This is a genomic window from Bradyrhizobium sp. CW1, from assembly GCF_023100665.1.
Classification (GTDB): Bacteria; Pseudomonadota; Alphaproteobacteria; order Rhizobiales; family Xanthobacteraceae; genus Bradyrhizobium; species Bradyrhizobium canariense_D.
Map to the genome: position 1 here is coordinate 4,460,874 of NZ_CP064684.1, position 16,644 is coordinate 4,477,517.

Below are 16,644 nucleotides of genomic sequence, written 5' to 3' on the forward strand. Positions count from 1 at the left end.
GCTGATTTTTCTTGTTGGCGATCAGAAGCGCGCGGCAACCACGATCGGCTGCGGTGCCGGGATCATGATCGGCGAGCCGCTGTACTGGAAAGTACCGATACCCGGGACATTGCCGTCCGGCGAGCCTGCGAACGAGGAGCCGGCGAGCACGAAACCGAAAGCAAGGATGAGGCTGAGCGTGCGCATGAAGTTCTCTCCGAATTCGGTGGCCGGCGTGCGCCGTCGTCGTCGTGAGGTTGATAACCATGGGCGGTTTCGCGCGTGATGCGCCAAAGCCGGAAAATGGTTTCGTCTCCGTGAGAATTGTTTCGTCCCGCTCGAGGCGACGACATATTCCATGGAAAATCTCAATCTTTTCAGATGGGTCGTGCGGTCACCCAATGTAGCTTGGCAGGTTCCGGCGAGCTCGGATGCGCCGCGGAACGCCGGCGCCGTCATGATCCCGCCTCACACCCTTCACATGCGTTTTACGTTTTTCTGCTGAAGAGAAGCCGAACGAAGGCTGGGTCCTGTCGAACCGGGGGCGCTTCGACTGCGACCCAAGCTATCGAGACCGAGGACGCCCGAGCATCGCCGAGCGTGTTCATGTGAGGAACAGCCATCATGACCGCGCAGAATCGCGCAACGACGCGCGATGCGGACCAACGAACGGACCGCCGGGAGCAACGACCTGTTCACAGCCATTCGCCTGGCGAAATGGCGCTACAATCGAGCCGGGGCTTTGAGGCCACGCCGCAGTCATTCGTGCGGCTGACCGGCTCGCATCTTGCAAAACCGCGCGCCATCCGCGCTGACATCATCGAGTGAACGCAAACCCCTCACTGAGTGCACGCGAGAGCGTCACTGAGTGAACGCAAGAGCGTCACTGAGTGAAGAACTCTCCGCACTTCTGGACGTTGGCGTCCGCCGGTCCCCACGGCATGACCGGCACGGTCGAGGTCGAGTTCTTCGGCGAACCCTCGATCAGCCTGTCCGAATAGACCATGTAGACCAGCACGTTGCGCTTCGCGTCACAGCCGCGCACGATCTGCATCTTCTTGAAGAACAGCGAGCGGCGCTGGCGGAACATGTCGTCGCCCTGCTCCATCTTGTTCTTGAACTTGATCGGGCCGACCTGACGGCAGGCGAGCGAAATGTCCGAGACTTCCTCGGCAAGGCCCAGCCAGCCCTTGAAGCCGCCCTTCTCCGGCACCGTAAAATGACAGGCCACGCCCTCGACTTCAGGATCGTCGAGGCCGTAGGTCGCAAGCTTGTCGTTCGGGCTCATCCATTTGAACACGGTCGAGCGGCGAAAGATCAGATCCGGCTCGTCGGCGGCGAAGGCGGACGCTGCCGGCACGGTCAACGCCATGAGGAATAAAGCGAGGCCTTTCAAGCGGATGCTGGAAAGACTGCGGAAACGAGATGACATGAACCTCTCCGGTAACAACTTCCAGCAATGTAGGGATGAGGCGACCGATCAGGAAGACGACCGGCAAGCCGACACGGCCGCCGTTTACCGCTCCGTGAGGCTTTTTTGCTACGCTTTGGACAAATGTAGCTGATGGCAGAACCGCCATGCTGGTGAACGCGTATCCCCTCTGAGAGACTAACATCTGATTTGGATTATGGATTCGAGGATGAACAGCGTGAACGGGGCCGGTTTTTCTGCCAAGCCGACGCGGCTTTGGCAGGTCGCCATTTTGGCGGCGGCGGGTGCGATCGGCACGGCAAGCCAGGCGGACGCAGCGTTTTATTACTGGACGGACTATTCCGACGGGTCCTACGGGCGCCAGGAGCGCCATCTCGACGTCCCGCGCCAACCGCAGAAGCGCGGTGCGGTCGGCAAAAAAGACCTTGTTGCCGAAAAAGAAGCCGGCACCAAACCGCAAGGTCCTCTCGTCATCGTCGTCTCGATCGACCGGCAGAAGGTCACGGTCTACGACAGCAAAGGCGTGTTCGCGGAATCCCCGGTTTCGACGGGCATGAAGGGCCATTCGACGCCGATGGGTGTGTTCAGCGTCATCCAGAAGCACAAATTCCACCACTCCAACATCTATAGCGGCGCGCCGATGCCGTACATGCAGCGGATCACCTGGTCGGGCGTTGCCATGCATGCCGGCGTGCTGCCGGGCTATCCAGCCTCGCACGGCTGCATCCGCATGCCGATGGCGTTCGCGGTGAAGATGTGGAACTGGACCAGGATGGGCGCGCGCGTGATCGTTTCGCCCGGTCAGATGTCGCCGCAGAAGTTCTCACATCCGCTGCTTGCCTCGCTGCGCGTGCCACCGCAACCCGCGGCCAGCCTCGAGCCGCAGACCAATGCCGGCGACAAGGCCGACAAGGGCACAGCCAATACCGCGGCCACCGAAGCAAAGCCGGTTGAAACGAAAACCGCCAGCGCCGACGGCGTGCCCGAGCTGCGCTCGTCGGTCGGCCACACCGTGATGTCGGACGTGACCACCGGATATGCCCCAGCCCGCGAGGAGGCCCCGGCATCGGCCGACAACACCGAGACAACGGCAAAGCCCGAGACCAAGCCCGCTGAGGCGGCGGACGCGGCCAAGCCAGAGGCCGGAGACGCCGCGCAGCCCGCGAACACTGAAGCGAAGCCTGTCGACGCCGCGGAGACGCCGAAGTCCGAACTCGCGAAGACATCCGATGCACCGGCCGCGGCGCCAGCGCAGGCGGCCACGACCGACGTCAAGAAGGACGAAACCCGCGTTGCCGATCCGGCGCCCGTGGCAAAACCTGAAGCGCCCAAGCGAGCGGGCCAGATCGCGGTCTTCATCAGCCGCAAGGATTCCAAGCTCTACGTGCGGCAGAACTTTGCGCCGCTGTTCGAGGTGCCTGTCACAATCGCCGCGAGTGATCGGCCGCTCGGCACGCATGTCTTTACCGCCGAAATCGACAAGGCCGATTCCAATGCGCTGCATTGGTCGGTGGTGTCCTTGCCAGTGTCGGTCCGTTCTGCCGCGCGCGAAGATGACGGCCGCGTGACAGGCCGCCAACGTGGCGCGGCGGTGATTCCCGTCGCCGTAAAGCCTGTGGTCCCGCCGGACAGTCCAGCCGAGGCCCTGGACCGCGTCTCGATCCCGGCCGACACGATCGCGAGGATCAACGAAATGCTGACATCGGGCGGCTCGATCATCGTCTCCGACCAGGGCATCAACCAGGGCGAGACTGGCGAAGGCACCGATTTCATCGTCCGCCTGTACTAACGCGCCTCATCGCGGCAGATAACGCCGTGTTGACGACGCCGCTCGCACCGACGGGGTAACATGCGCCCCGGATCATTTCGGGGGACGCCGTTATGATGAACCGCAGGACCATACTCATCGCCGCCTTTGCAGGCACGCTGGCGCCGGCGACGCGTGCACTGGCGGATGGCGGCATGAGCCGAATTTCCGCCTACGCCTTCTCTTTCCCGGCATTGTCAGGCGACGACATCCGCCTTGCGGCCTTCACTGGCAGGCCGCTGCTGGTGGTGAACACCGCTTCGCTCTGCGGTTACACGCCGCAATATGCCGGCCTGCAAGACATCTGGAGCGAGTTTCGCGAACGCGGCCTCACCGTCATTGGCGTGCCCTCCAACGATTTCGGCGGACAGGAGCCCGGCGGCACCAGTGAGATCTCGGAAACCGCCCACCACCAATACGGCGTTACCTTCCCCATCGCGGCCAAGGCCATCGTGGTCGGTGCAAAGGCGCATCCATTCTACAAATGGGCGGCAGAGGCGCGCCCGCGAGAAGTTCCGCGCTGGAACTTCCACAAATATCTGATCGGCCGGGACGGCTATATCGCCGATGTCTTTGCATCCGCGGTCGAACCGACAGACACGCGGATCAAGACGGCGATCGCCAAGGCGCTGGCCGACACTTGACGCCACGCGTCCCCAACCCGGTTGGGCACAATTGGGCTGGCGCGCCAAACAGCCGTTGCAATGGCGAGGGCCCACCATCTAGGCTAGGATTGTTATGGGCAGGATGGTTTTGCCGAAGGCGAAAAGCCGCGGCGGAACAACGGGATCAATCTCGAGGACAACACCATGCGTGTGGCGGCAGGACTGATATTGGCAAGCGCGATGTCTCTGGCGATGACGGGCGCGGCATGGTCGCAGACCCCGGCTGCAAAGCCCGCCGCCGCGACGCAGGCCGCACCGGCGGCAACACCGGCTGCGGCTGCGCCCGCTGCAGCTCCCGCACCCGCTCCTGCAGCAGCCGCCGCGCCGGCGGGCTTCGTCAATCCTCCGCCGCCTAAGCAGGCGCCCCAGCCCGCCCGCGCAGCCTGCAACACGCCGGGCGCGCTTGGGGTCGCCCGCACCGTCGAGATCGACACCACGGGCGGTCCTGGCTTCGGCTTCGAGCATTTCAAGGAGCTCGATTTCCTGCGCGACCACGAAGTGGTGCTGACCTTCGACGACGGCCCCTGGCCCAAGAACACGCCCGCGGTGCTGAAGGCGCTCGCCGACGAGTGCACCACCGGCATCTTCTTCTCGATCGGCAAGCACGCGACCTACGAGCCGGAGATCCTGAAGCAGGTCTACGCGGCCGGCCATACCGTGGGCACCCACACCTGGTCGCACGCCAACCTCAACAACAAGAAGCTCACGGAAGCGCAGCGCAAGGAAGAGATCGAGAAGGGTCTTTCCGCGGTGAAATGGGCGCTCGGCGGCATTTCGCCCTCGCCTTTCTTCCGCTTCCCGGCGCTCCAGCATCCGCCGGAGATGGTCACCTATCTCGGCAACCGCAACACAGCGATCTTCTCCTGCGACATCGACTCCTTCGACTTCAAGGCCTCGAAGCCCGAGAAGGTGATCGAGACCGTCATGAAGAAGCTCGACAGCAAGGGCAAGGGCATCATCCTGATGCACGACTTCCAGAAGCACACTGCGGAAGCCCTGCCCGAATTGCTCAAGCGCCTGAAGGCCGGCGGTTACAAGGTGGTGGCGATGCGCGCCAAGTTCCCGGCCTCGACGCTGCCGGAATACGACCAGGAACTGCTCAAGGACGTCAAGCTGCCGACGGTGAGCACCCGGCCGGTCAACAGCGTCGTGACAACGGTTTCCGAATAGCCGCGCCCTTGTCCTTTCGGATCGAAGGCTACGTCATCGTCTCCGCGGACGGCATGCTCGCGGACGCCGACCATGTCATGCCCGACAGCCTGAAGTTCGAAGGCGACAAGCTGTTCTTCGAGCAGGCGCTCGATCGCGCCGCGCTGATCGTGCACGGCCGTCACTCGCATGAGCAGCAGCCGAATTCACCCAAGCGCAAGCGCCTGATCCTGACCCGCAAGATCCAGACTCTGACCGTCGATCCCGAGATGCCGAACGCGACCTTGTGGAATCCGGCTCACACCAGCTTTGAGGACGCCTGTGCGTTCGCCGATGTCGCTTCCGGCACCGTCGCAATCATCGGCGGCCCCGTCGTGTTCGACATGTTCATGGATCGCTACGATACGTTCTGGCTGTCGGAAGCCCCGCACCTTCGGCTGCCCCGCGGCGAGGGCTGTTTTGTCGAAGTACCGGGGCGCACGCCTCAGGAGGTGCTGGCCTCACACGGGATGAAGCCGGGCGCGCCGTATCTGCTCGACGCCGCGCATGACGTGACGGTGACGCCATGGCGCAGGACGTAGTGGCTTAACCTTTATACGTCCCCGTAGGCCGCTTCGGCCGGACGCGTGGCGCGCCCGTAGCCCATGATCATGAACAGGGCGCCGATGATCGACAGGTTCTTGAGCGCGTCGACCAGCATCTTGCCGTTGTCAGGCGGCACCTGGTTCCAGAAGTCGTAGAACAGGAAGGTCGCGACCGCGACATAGATAATCATCAGCATCGCGAAGAAGCGCGCGCCGAAATTCAGCGCGATCATCACGCCTGCGATGATCTCGAGCACGCCGACTGCGATCGCCAGCAGTTGCGGCGTGGTCATGGCCGTCGCCGTCTCGATCTGCTTGGCGTAAGGCGCGATCATGTCGGGCATCACGACCTTGGCGGCGATGAAATCAACGGTCGCCTGCATGGCAAACAGTCTTGCCGCACCCGTGTAGATGAACAGCACGGCGAACAGGATCCGCCCGAAAGTTACGAACGCTGGCATGATCGGCCTCTTTGCTCAGGCTTTTGAATTCTCGCGAAAGCACTTCGCGATTATGAAGATACATTCGCCGGTTTACAAACGGGGAAATGGCTAACTGCGAGCAATTCAAAGTTGGTGGCCCGGCACTGCACCTTCTTACCTTGTGGGAGAAGGTGCAGTGCCGGATGAGGGGTCTCGCTCTGCAAATTCAACCGTGAGAAATGTGCGCGCGGAAGCAACCCCTCACCCGTCTCGCCGCTCCGCGGCGAGCCACCCTCTCTCACAAGGGGAGAGGGGAAGGCCACGCACGCCCTACGTAAACAACGTCGGCTGCTGCCGCGACGCGCGCTCCTGCGCTTCCACCACAGCCACTGCGGTCATGTTGAGGATGCCGCGCGCCGTTACCGACGGGGTGAGGATGTGAGCCGGGCGCGCCGGGCCGATCAGGATCGGCCCGACGGGGAGCGCGTCCGCCAGCGACTTGATCATCTGATAGGCGACGTTGGCGGTGTCGAGGCTTGGCATGATCATGATGTTGGCTTCGCCCTCGAGCTTGGAGTGCGGCAGCACCATCTTGCGCGCGGCGGCCGAGAGCGCGGTGTCGCCTTGCATCTCGCCGTCGGCCTCGAGTTCCGGATGCTTCTCCTTCAGGAGCTGGGTTGCCCGGCGCATCTTGCGCGAGGATTCCGTTTCGTAGCTGCCGAAATCCGAATGCGAGACGAAGGCGATCTTCGGCTTGATGTTGAAGCGTTGGACGTGGACCGCCGCGAGCGAGGCGATCTCGGCGAGCTCTTCGGCGCTCGGATTGGGCCGCACCTGGGTGTCGGCGATGAAGAAGGCGCCCTTGCTCGTGATCAGCAGCGCCAGCGCCGCATAGTCGCTGATTCCCGGGGTGAACCCGACGATCTCGCGAACATGGCGCAGATGGCTCATGTAGCGGCCCTCGACGCCGCAGAGCATGGCGTCCGCCTCTCCGCGCACCACCGCGAGCGCCGCGATGACGGTGTTGTTGGTGCGCACCACCGTGCGCGCCGCATCCGGCGTCACGCCGCGGCGGCCGGCGACCTCGCCATAGGACTGCACGTAGGAGCGGTAGCGCGGATCGTCCTCGGGATTGACCAGGTCGAAGTCCCTGCCGGCCTTGATAGACAGGCCGAAGCGCTCGATGCGGGCCTCGACCACCGACGGACGTCCGACCAGGATCGGCATCGCCAGCTTCTCTTCCAGCACCACCTGGGTGGCGCGCAGCACGCGCTCATCCTCGCCTTCGGCGTAGATCACGCGCACCGGTTGGGTCTTGGCCTTGGCGAACATCGGCTTCATGACGAGGCCGGAGCGGAAGGCGAAGCGCTCGAGCAACGCGGTGTACTCGTCGAAATTGGTGATGGGCCGGGTCGCAACGCCCGATTCCATCGCGGCCTTCGCCACCGCCGGCGCGATGCGCAGGATCAATCTCGGATCAAAGGGACTCGGGATCAGCGAGCCCGGGCCAAACCCTTGCGTCTCGCCGGTATCGAAGCCTTGCGCGACCGCATCGGACGGCGCCTCGCGCGCGAGCTGCGCGATGGCCTCGACGGCGGCGTGCTTCATCTCCTCGTTGATCGCGGTGGCGCCGACATCGAGCGCGCCACGGAAGATGAAGGGAAAGCACAGGACGTTGTTGACCTGGTTCGGATAGTCGGAGCGGCCAGTGCAGATCATGGCGTCGGGACGGGCTTTGCGCGCCTCCTCCGGCATGATCTCCGGCGTCGGATTCGCGAGCGCCATGATGAGCGGCTTGTCGCCCATCGCCTTGGCCATCTCGGGCTTGAGCACGCCCGGTGCGGAGAGGCCGATAAAGATGTCGGCGCCGCCGATGACGTCGGCGAGCGTGCGCTTGTCGGTCTTCTGCGCATAGACCGCCTTCCAGCGGTCCATCGTGGTGTTGCGGCCTTCGTGAACAAGGCCGTCGATGTCGCAGACCCAGATGTTCTTGCGCTGCGCCCCCATCGACACCAGCAGGTTCAGTGTCGCAAGCGCTGCGGCCCCTGCCCCCGATGCCACGATCTTGACGTCCGACAGGTTCTTGCCGTTCAGGCGCAGACCGTTGGTGATCGCGGCGGCGACGATGATCGCGGTGCCGTGCTGGTCGTCGTGAAAGACCGGGATCTTCATGCGCTCCTTGAGCTGCGCCTCGATCTCGAAGCATTCCGGTCCGCGGATGTCCTCGAGATTGATGCCGCCGAAGGTCGGCTCGAGCGCGGCCACGGTCTCGACCACGCGTTCGATGGTGTCGGCCGCGATCTCGATGTCGAACACGTCAATGCCGGCGAATTTCTTGAACAGGACCGCCTTGCCCTCCATCACCGGCTTCGAGGCCAGCGGGCCGATATTGCCGAGGCCGAGCACGGCGGTGCCGTTCGAAACCACGGCAACCAGGTTGGAGCGTATCGTCAGCGTCGCCGCTTCCGCGGGGTTCTTGGCGATCTCCATGCAGGCGGCGGCGACGCCGGGGGAATAGGCCAGCGCGAGGTCGCGCTGGTTGGCGAGCGGCTTGCTCGCCTGGATCTCGAGCTTTCCGGGGCGCGGCAGCCGATGATAGGCCAGCGCCGCCTGGTGGAGATCATCAGAATAGGACGACATGCGGTGTCTTGCCTCGCGTTACCGGCCTCAAACTACGTTGTCCTGACCGGCCCGCCTTCGGGTGGTATTTCCGGGTCATGGAAACGGGATGAAGCACGTCGGGCGGCCCGGTGGCAACATCCGATTGCGGCCCCATCAACAGGGCGCGCGGTCAAATATCTGATAGCGCTCGCTTTCCCTGGACCGCGCGTTGCTTTGCGAATATGGCAGGTTGCGTGCTGCAACGCGAGCAACTGGAGCTGGGAATGAAGTGAATCCTGATCGGCTTCATCGTCGTGGCCGTGGTGGGCGCGGGCGGATGGTTGGGCTTCAGCTTCTACGCAAAACATCGCGTCACCGCCGAGGTGGAGACCGCGTTCGAGCAAATCCGCAAGCAAGGCGGCAAGGCTAGCTACGGCAAGATCGCCTTCGATCTGCCCACGCGCACCCTCACGATCGAGGACATCGCGGTTACGCCGGGCAAGGCACCGCAGGCGCAGATCAGGATCGCCGCCATCAAGGGCACGGGCGTTCGCCAGATCGACGAAACAAGGATCTCGGCCGACGCCGTCGACATCACCGGGCTCGAGGTTACGCTGGACCAGATCGGCGCTGCCAAGCTGAAGGTCGCGTACAAGATCCCGCACCTGGTCATGCGCGACTATGCCGGTCCTGTTCAGGCGGGTCAGGTGCCGGCGGACAGCTCGCTGGTCGATATGTACCGCTACGTGCTCGGCCAATATGCGAGTGTCGCTGCATCGTCGCTCACGGCTCCGACCCTCACGATCAGCTTCGATTCCCGCGCCGCCGGCAGCGGCGAGGTCACCTATTCCGAACTGGCGATCCAGAACCTAAAGCACGGCAAGATCGACGGGATGAAGTCGGACCGCGCCGTGATCTCGGTCGACGTGAAGCAACCCGGCAAGACGGACAAGCTGACGGGTGAATCGTCGAACATCATCGTCAACGATTTCGACGCGACCGCGATCATCGCCGCGCTCGATCCGCAGACGGCCAGCGACGACAGCTATCGCCGGGTCTATCGGCAGGTCTCGACGGGCCCCTATGCGCTCAAATCGGCACAGGGGATGCGAGTGGATGTCGACGGGTTCACCATGGAAGACATCGCCGTCCAGCCGTCGAAATTCCGGCTGGCCGAGATATTTGCCGCGCTGCCACGGGATCAATCGGCCCCGCCGACTCCGGCGCAGGCACGCGAGCTGCTGGAGAAGCTCGCCGGAGTTTATGAGGGTCTTCGCATCGGTAAGGCCGAAATCGGCAAGATGTCGGTCGGCACGCCGCAAGGAACGGCCACGGTTGGTGCCATCCGATTTCGCGACGGCGAGTTCGCGGTCGAAGGCGTCGACGCGCCGTCTCCGCAGGGACAGTTCAAGATGGAGCGCTTTGCGCTGAAGTCCTTCAGCACGGCGAGTTTGATGCGCTGGGCAGCAAGCCTCACCACTGCCGGGCGGGCGCCCTCGCCGGATCAGATGCTCGGGCTGTTCGGCGTGCTCGCAGGCGCGGAGATCAAGGGCGTGACGGCGCCGTTCAAGACCACCAATAAGCTGGTCATGATCGACACACTGAGCCTGGACTGGGGCAGCTGGTCGGCTCGATCCCGAGCAAGGCGCATGTGGTTGCCAAATTTGTCACGCCAGCCGATCCATCCGGTCCAAAACAGCTTCCATTGATTGCCAGCGGGATCGACAAGCTCGCTATCGACCTCGATCTCGGCGCTGCCTGGACCGAACAGTCCAACAGCTTCGCTCTGACGCCCGCGACCCTCGACATCGGAGGCATCGCAAGAGCGCAACTGCGTATGGCGCTCGGCAACGTACCACGCGAGGTGTTTTCGGCCGATCCGGCCCAGCTCATGGGCCAGGCGGCCCGGATCGAGGCGGGCACGCTCGAATTCTCATTGCGCGACAGCGGCGTCATCGATCTCGTCGCGGCGCAGTTCGCGCGCATGCAGAATGTCAGCCGTGATACCGCACGCCAGGCGCTCGTCGAGAGCATCAAGGCTAAACGCGAGCAAGTTGCTTCCGCCAATCCGGATGCGAACGCGGCCGTGGACGCGATCGCCCGCTTCGTCGAGACGCCGGGCCAGACGCTTTCCATCAAGCTGTCCCCGCGCGCCAAGGCACCGCTGATGCAATTGATGCAGCTCTTGCAAACCGACCCACAGAGCGCGCTTGCGCAGTTCAGGATCGAGGCGTCGACGGGGCTGTAGGGAACGACGCTGCGCGCGGGGATGGCAGTTGGACCGGCGAAAATCCCTCCCCGTCATTGCGAGCGAAGCGAAGCAATCCAGAGTCACTCCGCGGAAAGATTCTGGATTGCTTCGCTTCGCTCGCAATGACGCTGTGGAGACAGCCTCACTTCTGCGGCAGGCTCACCTTCACGTGCAGCTCGCGGAGCTGCTTGGGGCTGGGCTCCGACGGTGCGCCCATCAGGAGGTCCATGGCCTGCTGGTTCATCGGGAACAGCGAGACCTCGCGCAGATTGTTGGTGCCGCACAAGAGCATGACGATGCGGTCGACACCGGCGGCCATGCCGCCATGCGGCGGGGCGCCGTACTGAAAGGCGCGGTACATGCCGCCGAAGCGATCGACGACTTCCTGCTCGCCATAGCCCGCGATCTCGAACGCCTTCACCATCGCTTCCGGCACGTGGTTGCGGATGCCACCCGAGGCGATCTCGTAGCCGTTGCAGGTGATGTCGTACTGGAACGCCTTGATGGTCAGCGGGTCCTGGCCCTTCAAGGTATCGAGACCGCCCTGCGGCATCGAGAACGGGTTGTGCGAGAAGTCGACCTTCTTGTCCTCGTCGTTGTACTCGTACATCGGGAAGTCGACGATCCAGGCCAGCTCGAACCGCTCCTTGTCGGTGAGGTTCAACTCCTCGCCGACCTTGTTGCGGGCCAACCCTGAAAATTTCCAGAACTTGTCGGGATCGCCGGCGACGAAGAAGGCGGCGTCGCCTTCCTTCACGCCGATCTGCGCGCGGATCGCGGCGGTGCGCTCAGCACCGATGTTGTTGGCAAGCGGACCGGCACCTTCGCCGCCCTCGCGCCACATGATGTAGCCGAGGCCGGGCTGACCTTCGCCCTGCGCCCAGGAGTTCATGCGGTCGCAGAAGGCGCGCGAGCCGCCACCCGGCGCCGGGATCGCCCAGACCTGGTTCTTGGGGTCCTCCAACATGCGCGCGAACACCTTGAAGCCGGAGCCGCGGAAGTGTTCGGAGACGTCCTGCATCTCGATCGGGTTGCGCAGGTCCGGCTTGTCGCTGCCGTATTTGCGCAAGGCTTCCGCGAACGGAATCCGGCGCCAGCCCTTGGTCACCGGCTTGCCCTTGGCAAACTCCTCGAACACACCCGTGATGACAGGCTCCATCGCGGCGAAGACATCGTCCTGCGTGACAAAGCTCATCTCGACGTCGAGCTGGTAGAACTCGCCCGGCAGACGATCCGCGCGTGGATCCTCGTCGCGGAAGCAGGGCGCGATCTGGAAGTAGCGATCGAAGCCCGACATCATCAAGAGCTGCTTGTACTGCTGCGGCGCCTGCGGCAGGGCATAGAACTTGCCGGGATGAATGCGCGACGGCACCAGGAAGTCGCGCGCGCCCTCCGGCGAGGACGCGGTCAGGATCGGCGTGTTGAACTCGAAGAAGCCCTGCCCCTCCATGCGCCGACGCATCGACTTGATGATTTCGACGCGCGTCATGATGTTCTGGTGCAGCTTCTCGCGACGCAGATCGAGGAAGCGGTACTTCAGACGGACGTCTTCAGGATATTCCTGGTCGCCGAACACCGGCAGCGGCAGGTCGCCGGCCGGGCCCAGCACCTCGATCTCGCTGACATAGATCTCGATCTTGCCAGTCGGCAGATCGTCATTGTCGGTGCCTTCGGGGCGGCGACGGGCCTTACCGTCCATCCGCACCACGAATTCCGAACGCAGCTTTTCGGCCTGCGAGAACGCCGGCGAGTCCGGATCGACCACGCACTGGGTCAGGCCGTAATGGTCGCGCAGGTCGATGAACAGCACGCCGCCATGGTCGCGAACGCGATGGACCCAGCCTGAAAGGCGGACCGTCTCGCCGATGTTGCTCTCGCGGAGCGCGCCGCATGTATGTGACCGGTAGCGATGCATGGTCGTCCCAAATTCAATGTCGGAGGATCGAATCGAACCGCCGAAACGGCAGGTTCAAAGTTGCGGCAGGGTTTACCTCGGCAGGACGGGGGCGGCAACCAAGGGAACGGCCCGTTTTCGGCTGGAAGTGGCCATTTTTGCCCAATCTCGGCTCAAGCCTTTGCCATCAGGCGTTCCACGCCTATCTTGAGGCCATGACAGTCCATTTCCCGTTCCAGAACTCCTATTCGGCGCTGCCGGACAGCTTTTTCGCCCGGGTCGCACCGACGCCGGTGGCAGCGCCCCGGCTGATCAAGCTGAACCGGCCGCTGGCGGTCCAGCTCGGGCTGGATCCTGATGTGCTGGAAACCCCTGAGGGCGCCGAAATCCTGGCCGGCAAGACGGTTCCCGCCGGCGCCGATCCGATCGCCATGGCCTATGCCGGCCACCAGTTCGGGCAATTCGTTCCGCAGCTGGGCGACGGACGGGCGGTCCTGCTCGGCGAGGTCATCGACAAGGACGGCATCCGCCGCGACATCCAGCTCAAGGGCTCCGGTCCCACCCCATTCTCCCGCCGCGGCGACGGCCGTGCCGCGCTCGGGCCGGTGCTGCGCGAATACATCGTCAGCGAGGCGATGTTCGCATTGGGCATCCCCACCACGCGCTCACTCGCTGCCGTCGTCACCGGCGAGCACGTCATCCGCGAGACCGCGCTGCCCGGCGCGGTGCTGACCCGCGTCGCCTCGAGCCATATCCGCGTCGGCACCTTCCAGTTCTTCGCCGTCCGCCGCGACACCGATGCCATTCGCCGGCTCGCCGACCACGTCATCGCCAGGCACTATCCGGAGGTGCTCGGCGCCGAGCGGCCCTATCACGCGCTGCTCGGTGGCGTCGTCGCACGCCAGGCCGATCTGGTCGCACGCTGGCTGCTAGTCGGCTTCATCCACGGCGTGATGAACACCGACAACTCATCGATATCAGGCGAGACCATCGATTACGGTCCGTGCGCCTTCATGGACGCCTACAATCCGTCGCAAGTGTTTTCCTCGATCGACGAGATGGGCCGCTACGCCTATGCCAACCAGCCGCGCATCGCGCTGTGGAATCTGACCCGGCTTGCCGAATGCCTGCTGCCGCTGTTTTCCGACGATCAGGAAAAGGCGGTCGCCGAGGCCCAGGACATTCTTGGCGCCTTCTCCGACACGTTCAGCGACGCCTATCAGGCGGGCCTGCGCAAGAAAATCGGCCTGTTCACGGAGCGCGACGGCGACGACGCGCTGATCCAGGACCTGCTGGACGCCATGGCCAAGAACCAGGCCGACTTCACCCTCACCTTCCGCAAACTCGGCGACGCCGCTGGCGATCCGGCTGCTGACGATGCACGCGCGCAATTCATGGACCCCGCGGCGTTCGACGAGTGGGCCAGGCGCTGGCACGAGCGCACGGCGCTGGAGCCGCAAACCGCAGCCGAACGGCAAGCCGCCATGCACGCCGTCAACCCGATGTTCATCCCGCGCAACCACCGCGTCGAGGCCGTGATCCAGGCCGCGGTCAACGATGACGACTACACGCCGTTCGAGGAATTCGTGAAGGTGCTGGCTAAACCGTTCGAGGGCCAGCCGGGCTATGCAGCCTACGCCGATCCGCCGCTGCCGGAGCAGCGGGTGCTGCAGACGTTCTGCGGGACGTGAGGCAAGCTCGGTGCGCACGGTGGACGAGCCGAAGGCATAATCCAGATGCCGGGGTGCCGAAACCGTTTGTTCAAGACGATCATTCGCTCAGATCGTTACCACGATCTTGCCGAACTGCTCGTTTGACTCCAGAAAGCGATGCGCTTCGACGATCTCCTCAAACTGAAACGTTTTGGCGATGATCGGTTGCAATGCACCGTCCCGCAGCCCGTCGAGGATGAAGGTCTTCGCGTTAGCAAGCCGCGCGGGGTCGCGGATGATCTCGTGCACGAGATAGCCGCGCAGCGTCAGGCTCTTGGTCAGGACGTTGACCAGCGGAAACGGCGTTGGCTCTGGGCTCAGGCCGCCATATTCGATGAGAACGCCACCCGGCGACATCGCGGCGGTGAGCGGCCCAAATATGGGACCGCCGACCGCGTCGAACACCACGCGAACGCCGTTTGAGCCGACAATGTCCTGCAGCCGTGACCGGATGTCCTCTTCCACGGAGGCGATAACGTCGGCGGCGCCAGCATCGCGCAGGGCCTGCCGCTTGATCGAGGTTCGCGTCACTGCAATCGGGATCGCACCGATCCGGTTCGCGATCTGAATCGCTGCAAGCCCGACGCTACTCGACGCCGCGGTGATGACTACGGACTCCCCTCGCTCCAGCCCAGCAATATCGACCAGAGCGCCGAACGCCGTCAGATATTGCATCCATACCGCGGCCGCGGCGTCGAAGCCGAGCTCGGGCGGGTGCTTAACGACGAACTCCGCCGGAAACGTGACGAGCTCGCCATAAGCCGGCCATCGCACCATCGACACGGGCGGCACGATGCTGACGACCTCGCCCGGCGAGAAGCCGCTCACGCCTTCGCCGATCGCCTCGACGATGCCGGCGGCCTCGAGACCGAGGCCGGACGGAAAGGTCGCGGTCTCGATATAGGTCCCCTTCCGCAAGAGCGCTTCCGCGCGATTGAGCCCGAGGGCCTTGACCCTGATCTGCACCTCGCGCCTCCCTGGCGGCGCGACGTCGACGGTCTCGATGCGCAGCACCTCGGGGCCACCATGTCTGCGGAAGCGAACGACGCGCGCCATGAACACACTCCAAAATAATTGAATTCAATGGACCTATGCCAACCGGGCGGCGCCGGATAAAGCGTGCGGAGAGGTGAACAGTCGAAACCAGGAGTTTGCAATCATGGACCGCCTGACCAGCATGGCCGTCTTCGTCAAGGCGGTGGATGTGGGCTCGTTCGCCGCTGCCGCCGATGCGCTCGAAATGTCGGGGCCAATGGTCGGCAAGCACGTTCGTTTCCTCGAGGAGCGCCTGGGCGTCCGCCTCCTCAACCGCACCACACGGCGCCAGAGCCTGACCGAGACTGGCCAAGCCTACTACGAGCGCTGCCGCACTGTGCTCGCTGAAGCCGTGGCCGCCGACGCCGTCGCTTCCGATGAATTGTCCGAGCCGCGTGGCCGGCTCCGCGTGACCATGCCCGCCCTGCTGGGCCGGCACTGCATCGCCCCCTTGCTGATGAAGCTCGCGCGACGATATCCCCATCTGGAGCTCGATCTCTCGTTCGGCGACCCGATCGCTGACATCATCGAGGGCCGCTATGATCTTGCGATCCGGACCGGCGATCTACACGATCAATCCGGCCTGATGACGCGGCGCATCGCAAGCCAGCGCATGGTGGTGTGCGGCACGCGCTCGTACTTGCGCGCCAACGGCAAGCCGAAATCGCTCGACGATCTTGCCCAGCATCAGGCGATCATCTATCGCCGCTCCGGACGCGTCCGGCCGTGGCTGTTTCCCCGCGAGGGCCAGCCTCCGAGCGAAATCGTGCCGGCGGGAAGGCTCAGGCTCGACGATCTCGACGCGATCGCGGACGCCGCGTCACAGGGGATGGGACTGGCCTGGCTGCCATACTGGCTAGTCCGCGAACGCCTGCGCGCCGGTAGACTCGTCACTCTGTTGAGCGGTCAGCCGGGATTTCTCTACGACTGTCACGCGCTCTGGCCACGCTCGTCCCGGATGCCGCCGAAAGTTCGCGCCGCCGTGGACGCCTTGGCGACCGCCCTGCCGAAGCTCATGACCTGACGCCGGATGCCGTGACGCCTGCATAGCATGCCGCGGCCGTTAACCCCCCGTCCACCATCCGGCCCGACCCGCCGCCGGTAACCACGAGA

15 protein-coding genes are annotated in these 16,644 nt (G+C 64.1%); 9 read left to right on the top strand and 6 right to left on the bottom strand.

The features are described from left to right. Positions 1-21: 21 nt before the first annotated feature. Positions 22-186 carry a hypothetical protein gene (locus IVB54_RS22000; protein WP_018456302.1) on the bottom strand — a complete coding sequence of 55 codons (165 nt, stop codon included), beginning with the start codon at positions 184-186 and terminating at the stop codon, positions 22-24. Positions 187-603: 417 nt separating this feature from the next. On the opposite strand from IVB54_RS22000, the gene IVB54_RS22005 reads away from it, so the two are divergent. Beyond that, positions 604-807: a hypothetical protein gene (locus IVB54_RS22005; RefSeq protein ID WP_026233135.1), complete on the top strand. Its 204-nt coding sequence runs from the start codon at positions 604-606 to the stop codon at positions 805-807. A 55-nt stretch (positions 808-862) separates the two neighbouring features. Here the strand turns inward: IVB54_RS22005 and IVB54_RS22010 are convergent, their stop codons facing one another. Further along, a complete protein-coding gene (locus IVB54_RS22010) occupies positions 863-1,411 on the bottom strand; it encodes a CreA family protein (RefSeq protein WP_026233134.1) in 549 nt (182 codons plus the stop codon). A 208-nt stretch (positions 1,412-1,619) separates the two neighbouring features. Here IVB54_RS22010 and IVB54_RS22015 point away from each other — a divergent pair, with 208 nt between their 5' ends. The 4 genes from IVB54_RS22015 to IVB54_RS22030 all read left to right on the top strand — a co-directional run bounded on the left by IVB54_RS22015 (position 1,620) and on the right by IVB54_RS22030 (position 5,613). After that, on the top strand, positions 1,620-3,200 hold the full coding sequence (locus IVB54_RS22015) for a L,D-transpeptidase family protein (RefSeq protein WP_247776441.1): 1,581 nt from the start codon (positions 1,620-1,622) through the stop codon (positions 3,198-3,200). Positions 3,201-3,292: 92 nt separating this feature from the next. Beyond that, positions 3,293-3,862 carry a glutathione peroxidase gene (locus IVB54_RS22020; protein WP_085352959.1) on the top strand — a complete coding sequence of 190 codons (570 nt, stop codon included), beginning with the start codon at positions 3,293-3,295 and terminating at the stop codon, positions 3,860-3,862. A gap of 165 nt (positions 3,863-4,027) precedes the next feature. Further along, positions 4,028-5,053, top strand: coding sequence for a polysaccharide deacetylase family protein (locus IVB54_RS22025; protein WP_018456296.1), 1,026 nt, complete (start codon positions 4,028-4,030; stop codon positions 5,051-5,053). 8 nt (positions 5,054-5,061) lie between these two features. After that, positions 5,062-5,613, top strand: a complete 552-nt coding sequence (locus IVB54_RS22030; RefSeq protein WP_018456295.1) for a dihydrofolate reductase — start codon at positions 5,062-5,064, stop codon at positions 5,611-5,613. 11 nt (positions 5,614-5,624) lie between these two features. Here the strand turns inward: IVB54_RS22030 and IVB54_RS22035 are convergent, their stop codons facing one another. Together IVB54_RS22035 and IVB54_RS22040 are read right to left on the bottom strand one after the other, a co-directional pair. Then, entirely contained in the window at positions 5,625-6,077 is a 453-nt protein-coding gene (locus IVB54_RS22035; RefSeq protein ID WP_018456294.1) for a DoxX family membrane protein, read from the bottom strand. A 291-nt stretch (positions 6,078-6,368) separates the two neighbouring features. Continuing rightward, positions 6,369-8,678, bottom strand: a complete 2,310-nt coding sequence (locus IVB54_RS22040) for an NADP-dependent malic enzyme (protein ID WP_247776442.1) — start codon at positions 8,676-8,678, stop codon at positions 6,369-6,371. Positions 8,679-8,953: 275 nt separating this feature from the next. Here IVB54_RS22040 and IVB54_RS22045 point away from each other — a divergent pair, with 275 nt between their 5' ends. After that, positions 8,954-10,348: a hypothetical protein gene (locus IVB54_RS22045; protein ID WP_345946455.1), complete on the top strand. Its 1,395-nt coding sequence runs from the start codon at positions 8,954-8,956 to the stop codon at positions 10,346-10,348. Between the two features lie 128 nt (positions 10,349-10,476). Continuing rightward, a complete protein-coding gene (locus IVB54_RS41690) occupies positions 10,477-10,887 on the top strand; it encodes a hypothetical protein (RefSeq protein ID WP_345946456.1) in 411 nt (136 codons plus the stop codon). Positions 10,888-11,032: 145 nt separating this feature from the next. On the opposite strand, the gene aspS is transcribed toward IVB54_RS41690, so the two are convergent. Beyond that, positions 11,033-12,805 (bottom strand): aspartate--tRNA ligase, encoded by a 1,773-nt coding sequence (gene aspS / locus IVB54_RS22050; protein ID WP_018456291.1) that lies wholly within the window; start codon positions 12,803-12,805, stop codon positions 11,033-11,035. Positions 12,806-12,999: 194 nt separating this feature from the next. Here aspS and IVB54_RS22055 point away from each other — a divergent pair, with 194 nt between their 5' ends. Then, positions 13,000-14,475, top strand: coding sequence for a protein adenylyltransferase SelO (locus tag IVB54_RS22055; protein ID WP_026233133.1), 1,476 nt, complete (start codon positions 13,000-13,002; stop codon positions 14,473-14,475). Positions 14,476-14,562: 87 nt separating this feature from the next. Here the strand turns inward: IVB54_RS22055 and IVB54_RS22060 are convergent, their stop codons facing one another. Then, the gene (locus IVB54_RS22060) at positions 14,563-15,552 is read right to left on the bottom strand and encodes a zinc-dependent alcohol dehydrogenase family protein (RefSeq protein ID WP_018456289.1); all 990 of its coding nucleotides are present in this window, start codon (positions 15,550-15,552) and stop codon (positions 14,563-14,565) included. Between the two features lie 103 nt (positions 15,553-15,655). Between IVB54_RS22060 and IVB54_RS22065 the strand changes: the two genes are divergently transcribed. Further along, positions 15,656-16,555 carry a LysR family transcriptional regulator gene (locus IVB54_RS22065; protein ID WP_018456288.1) on the top strand — a complete coding sequence of 300 codons (900 nt, stop codon included), beginning with the start codon at positions 15,656-15,658 and terminating at the stop codon, positions 16,553-16,555. Positions 16,556-16,644: the final 89 nt, after the last annotated feature.

Excerpts from the sequence above, each read along its gene's own strand:
- IVB54_RS22000 (WP_018456302.1), bottom strand. The coding sequence starts at position 186 with ATGCGCACGCTCAGCCTCATCCTTGCTTTCGGTTTCGTGCTCGCCGGC.
- IVB54_RS22005 (WP_026233135.1), top strand. The coding sequence starts at position 604 with ATGACCGCGCAGAATCGCGCAACGACGCGCGATGCGGACCAACGAACG.
- IVB54_RS22010 (WP_026233134.1), bottom strand. The coding sequence starts at position 1,411 with ATGTCATCTCGTTTCCGCAGTCTTTCCAGCATCCGCTTGAAAGGCCTC.
- IVB54_RS22015 (WP_247776441.1), top strand. The coding sequence starts at position 1,620 with ATGAACAGCGTGAACGGGGCCGGTTTTTCTGCCAAGCCGACGCGGCTT.
- IVB54_RS22020 (WP_085352959.1), top strand. The coding sequence starts at position 3,293 with ATGATGAACCGCAGGACCATACTCATCGCCGCCTTTGCAGGCACGCTG.
- IVB54_RS22025 (WP_018456296.1), top strand. The coding sequence starts at position 4,028 with ATGCGTGTGGCGGCAGGACTGATATTGGCAAGCGCGATGTCTCTGGCG.
- IVB54_RS22035 (WP_018456294.1), bottom strand. The coding sequence starts at position 6,077 with ATGCCAGCGTTCGTAACTTTCGGGCGGATCCTGTTCGCCGTGCTGTTC.
- IVB54_RS22040 (WP_247776442.1), bottom strand. The coding sequence starts at position 8,678 with ATGTCGTCCTATTCTGATGATCTCCACCAGGCGGCGCTGGCCTATCAT.
- IVB54_RS41690 (WP_345946456.1), top strand. The coding sequence starts at position 10,477 with ATGGCGCTCGGCAACGTACCACGCGAGGTGTTTTCGGCCGATCCGGCC.
- aspS (WP_018456291.1), bottom strand. The coding sequence starts at position 12,805 with ATGCATCGCTACCGGTCACATACATGCGGCGCGCTCCGCGAGAGCAAC.
- IVB54_RS22055 (WP_026233133.1), top strand. The coding sequence starts at position 13,000 with ATGACAGTCCATTTCCCGTTCCAGAACTCCTATTCGGCGCTGCCGGAC.
- IVB54_RS22060 (WP_018456289.1), bottom strand. The coding sequence starts at position 15,552 with ATGGCGCGCGTCGTTCGCTTCCGCAGACATGGTGGCCCCGAGGTGCTG.
- IVB54_RS22065 (WP_018456288.1), top strand. The coding sequence starts at position 15,656 with ATGGACCGCCTGACCAGCATGGCCGTCTTCGTCAAGGCGGTGGATGTG.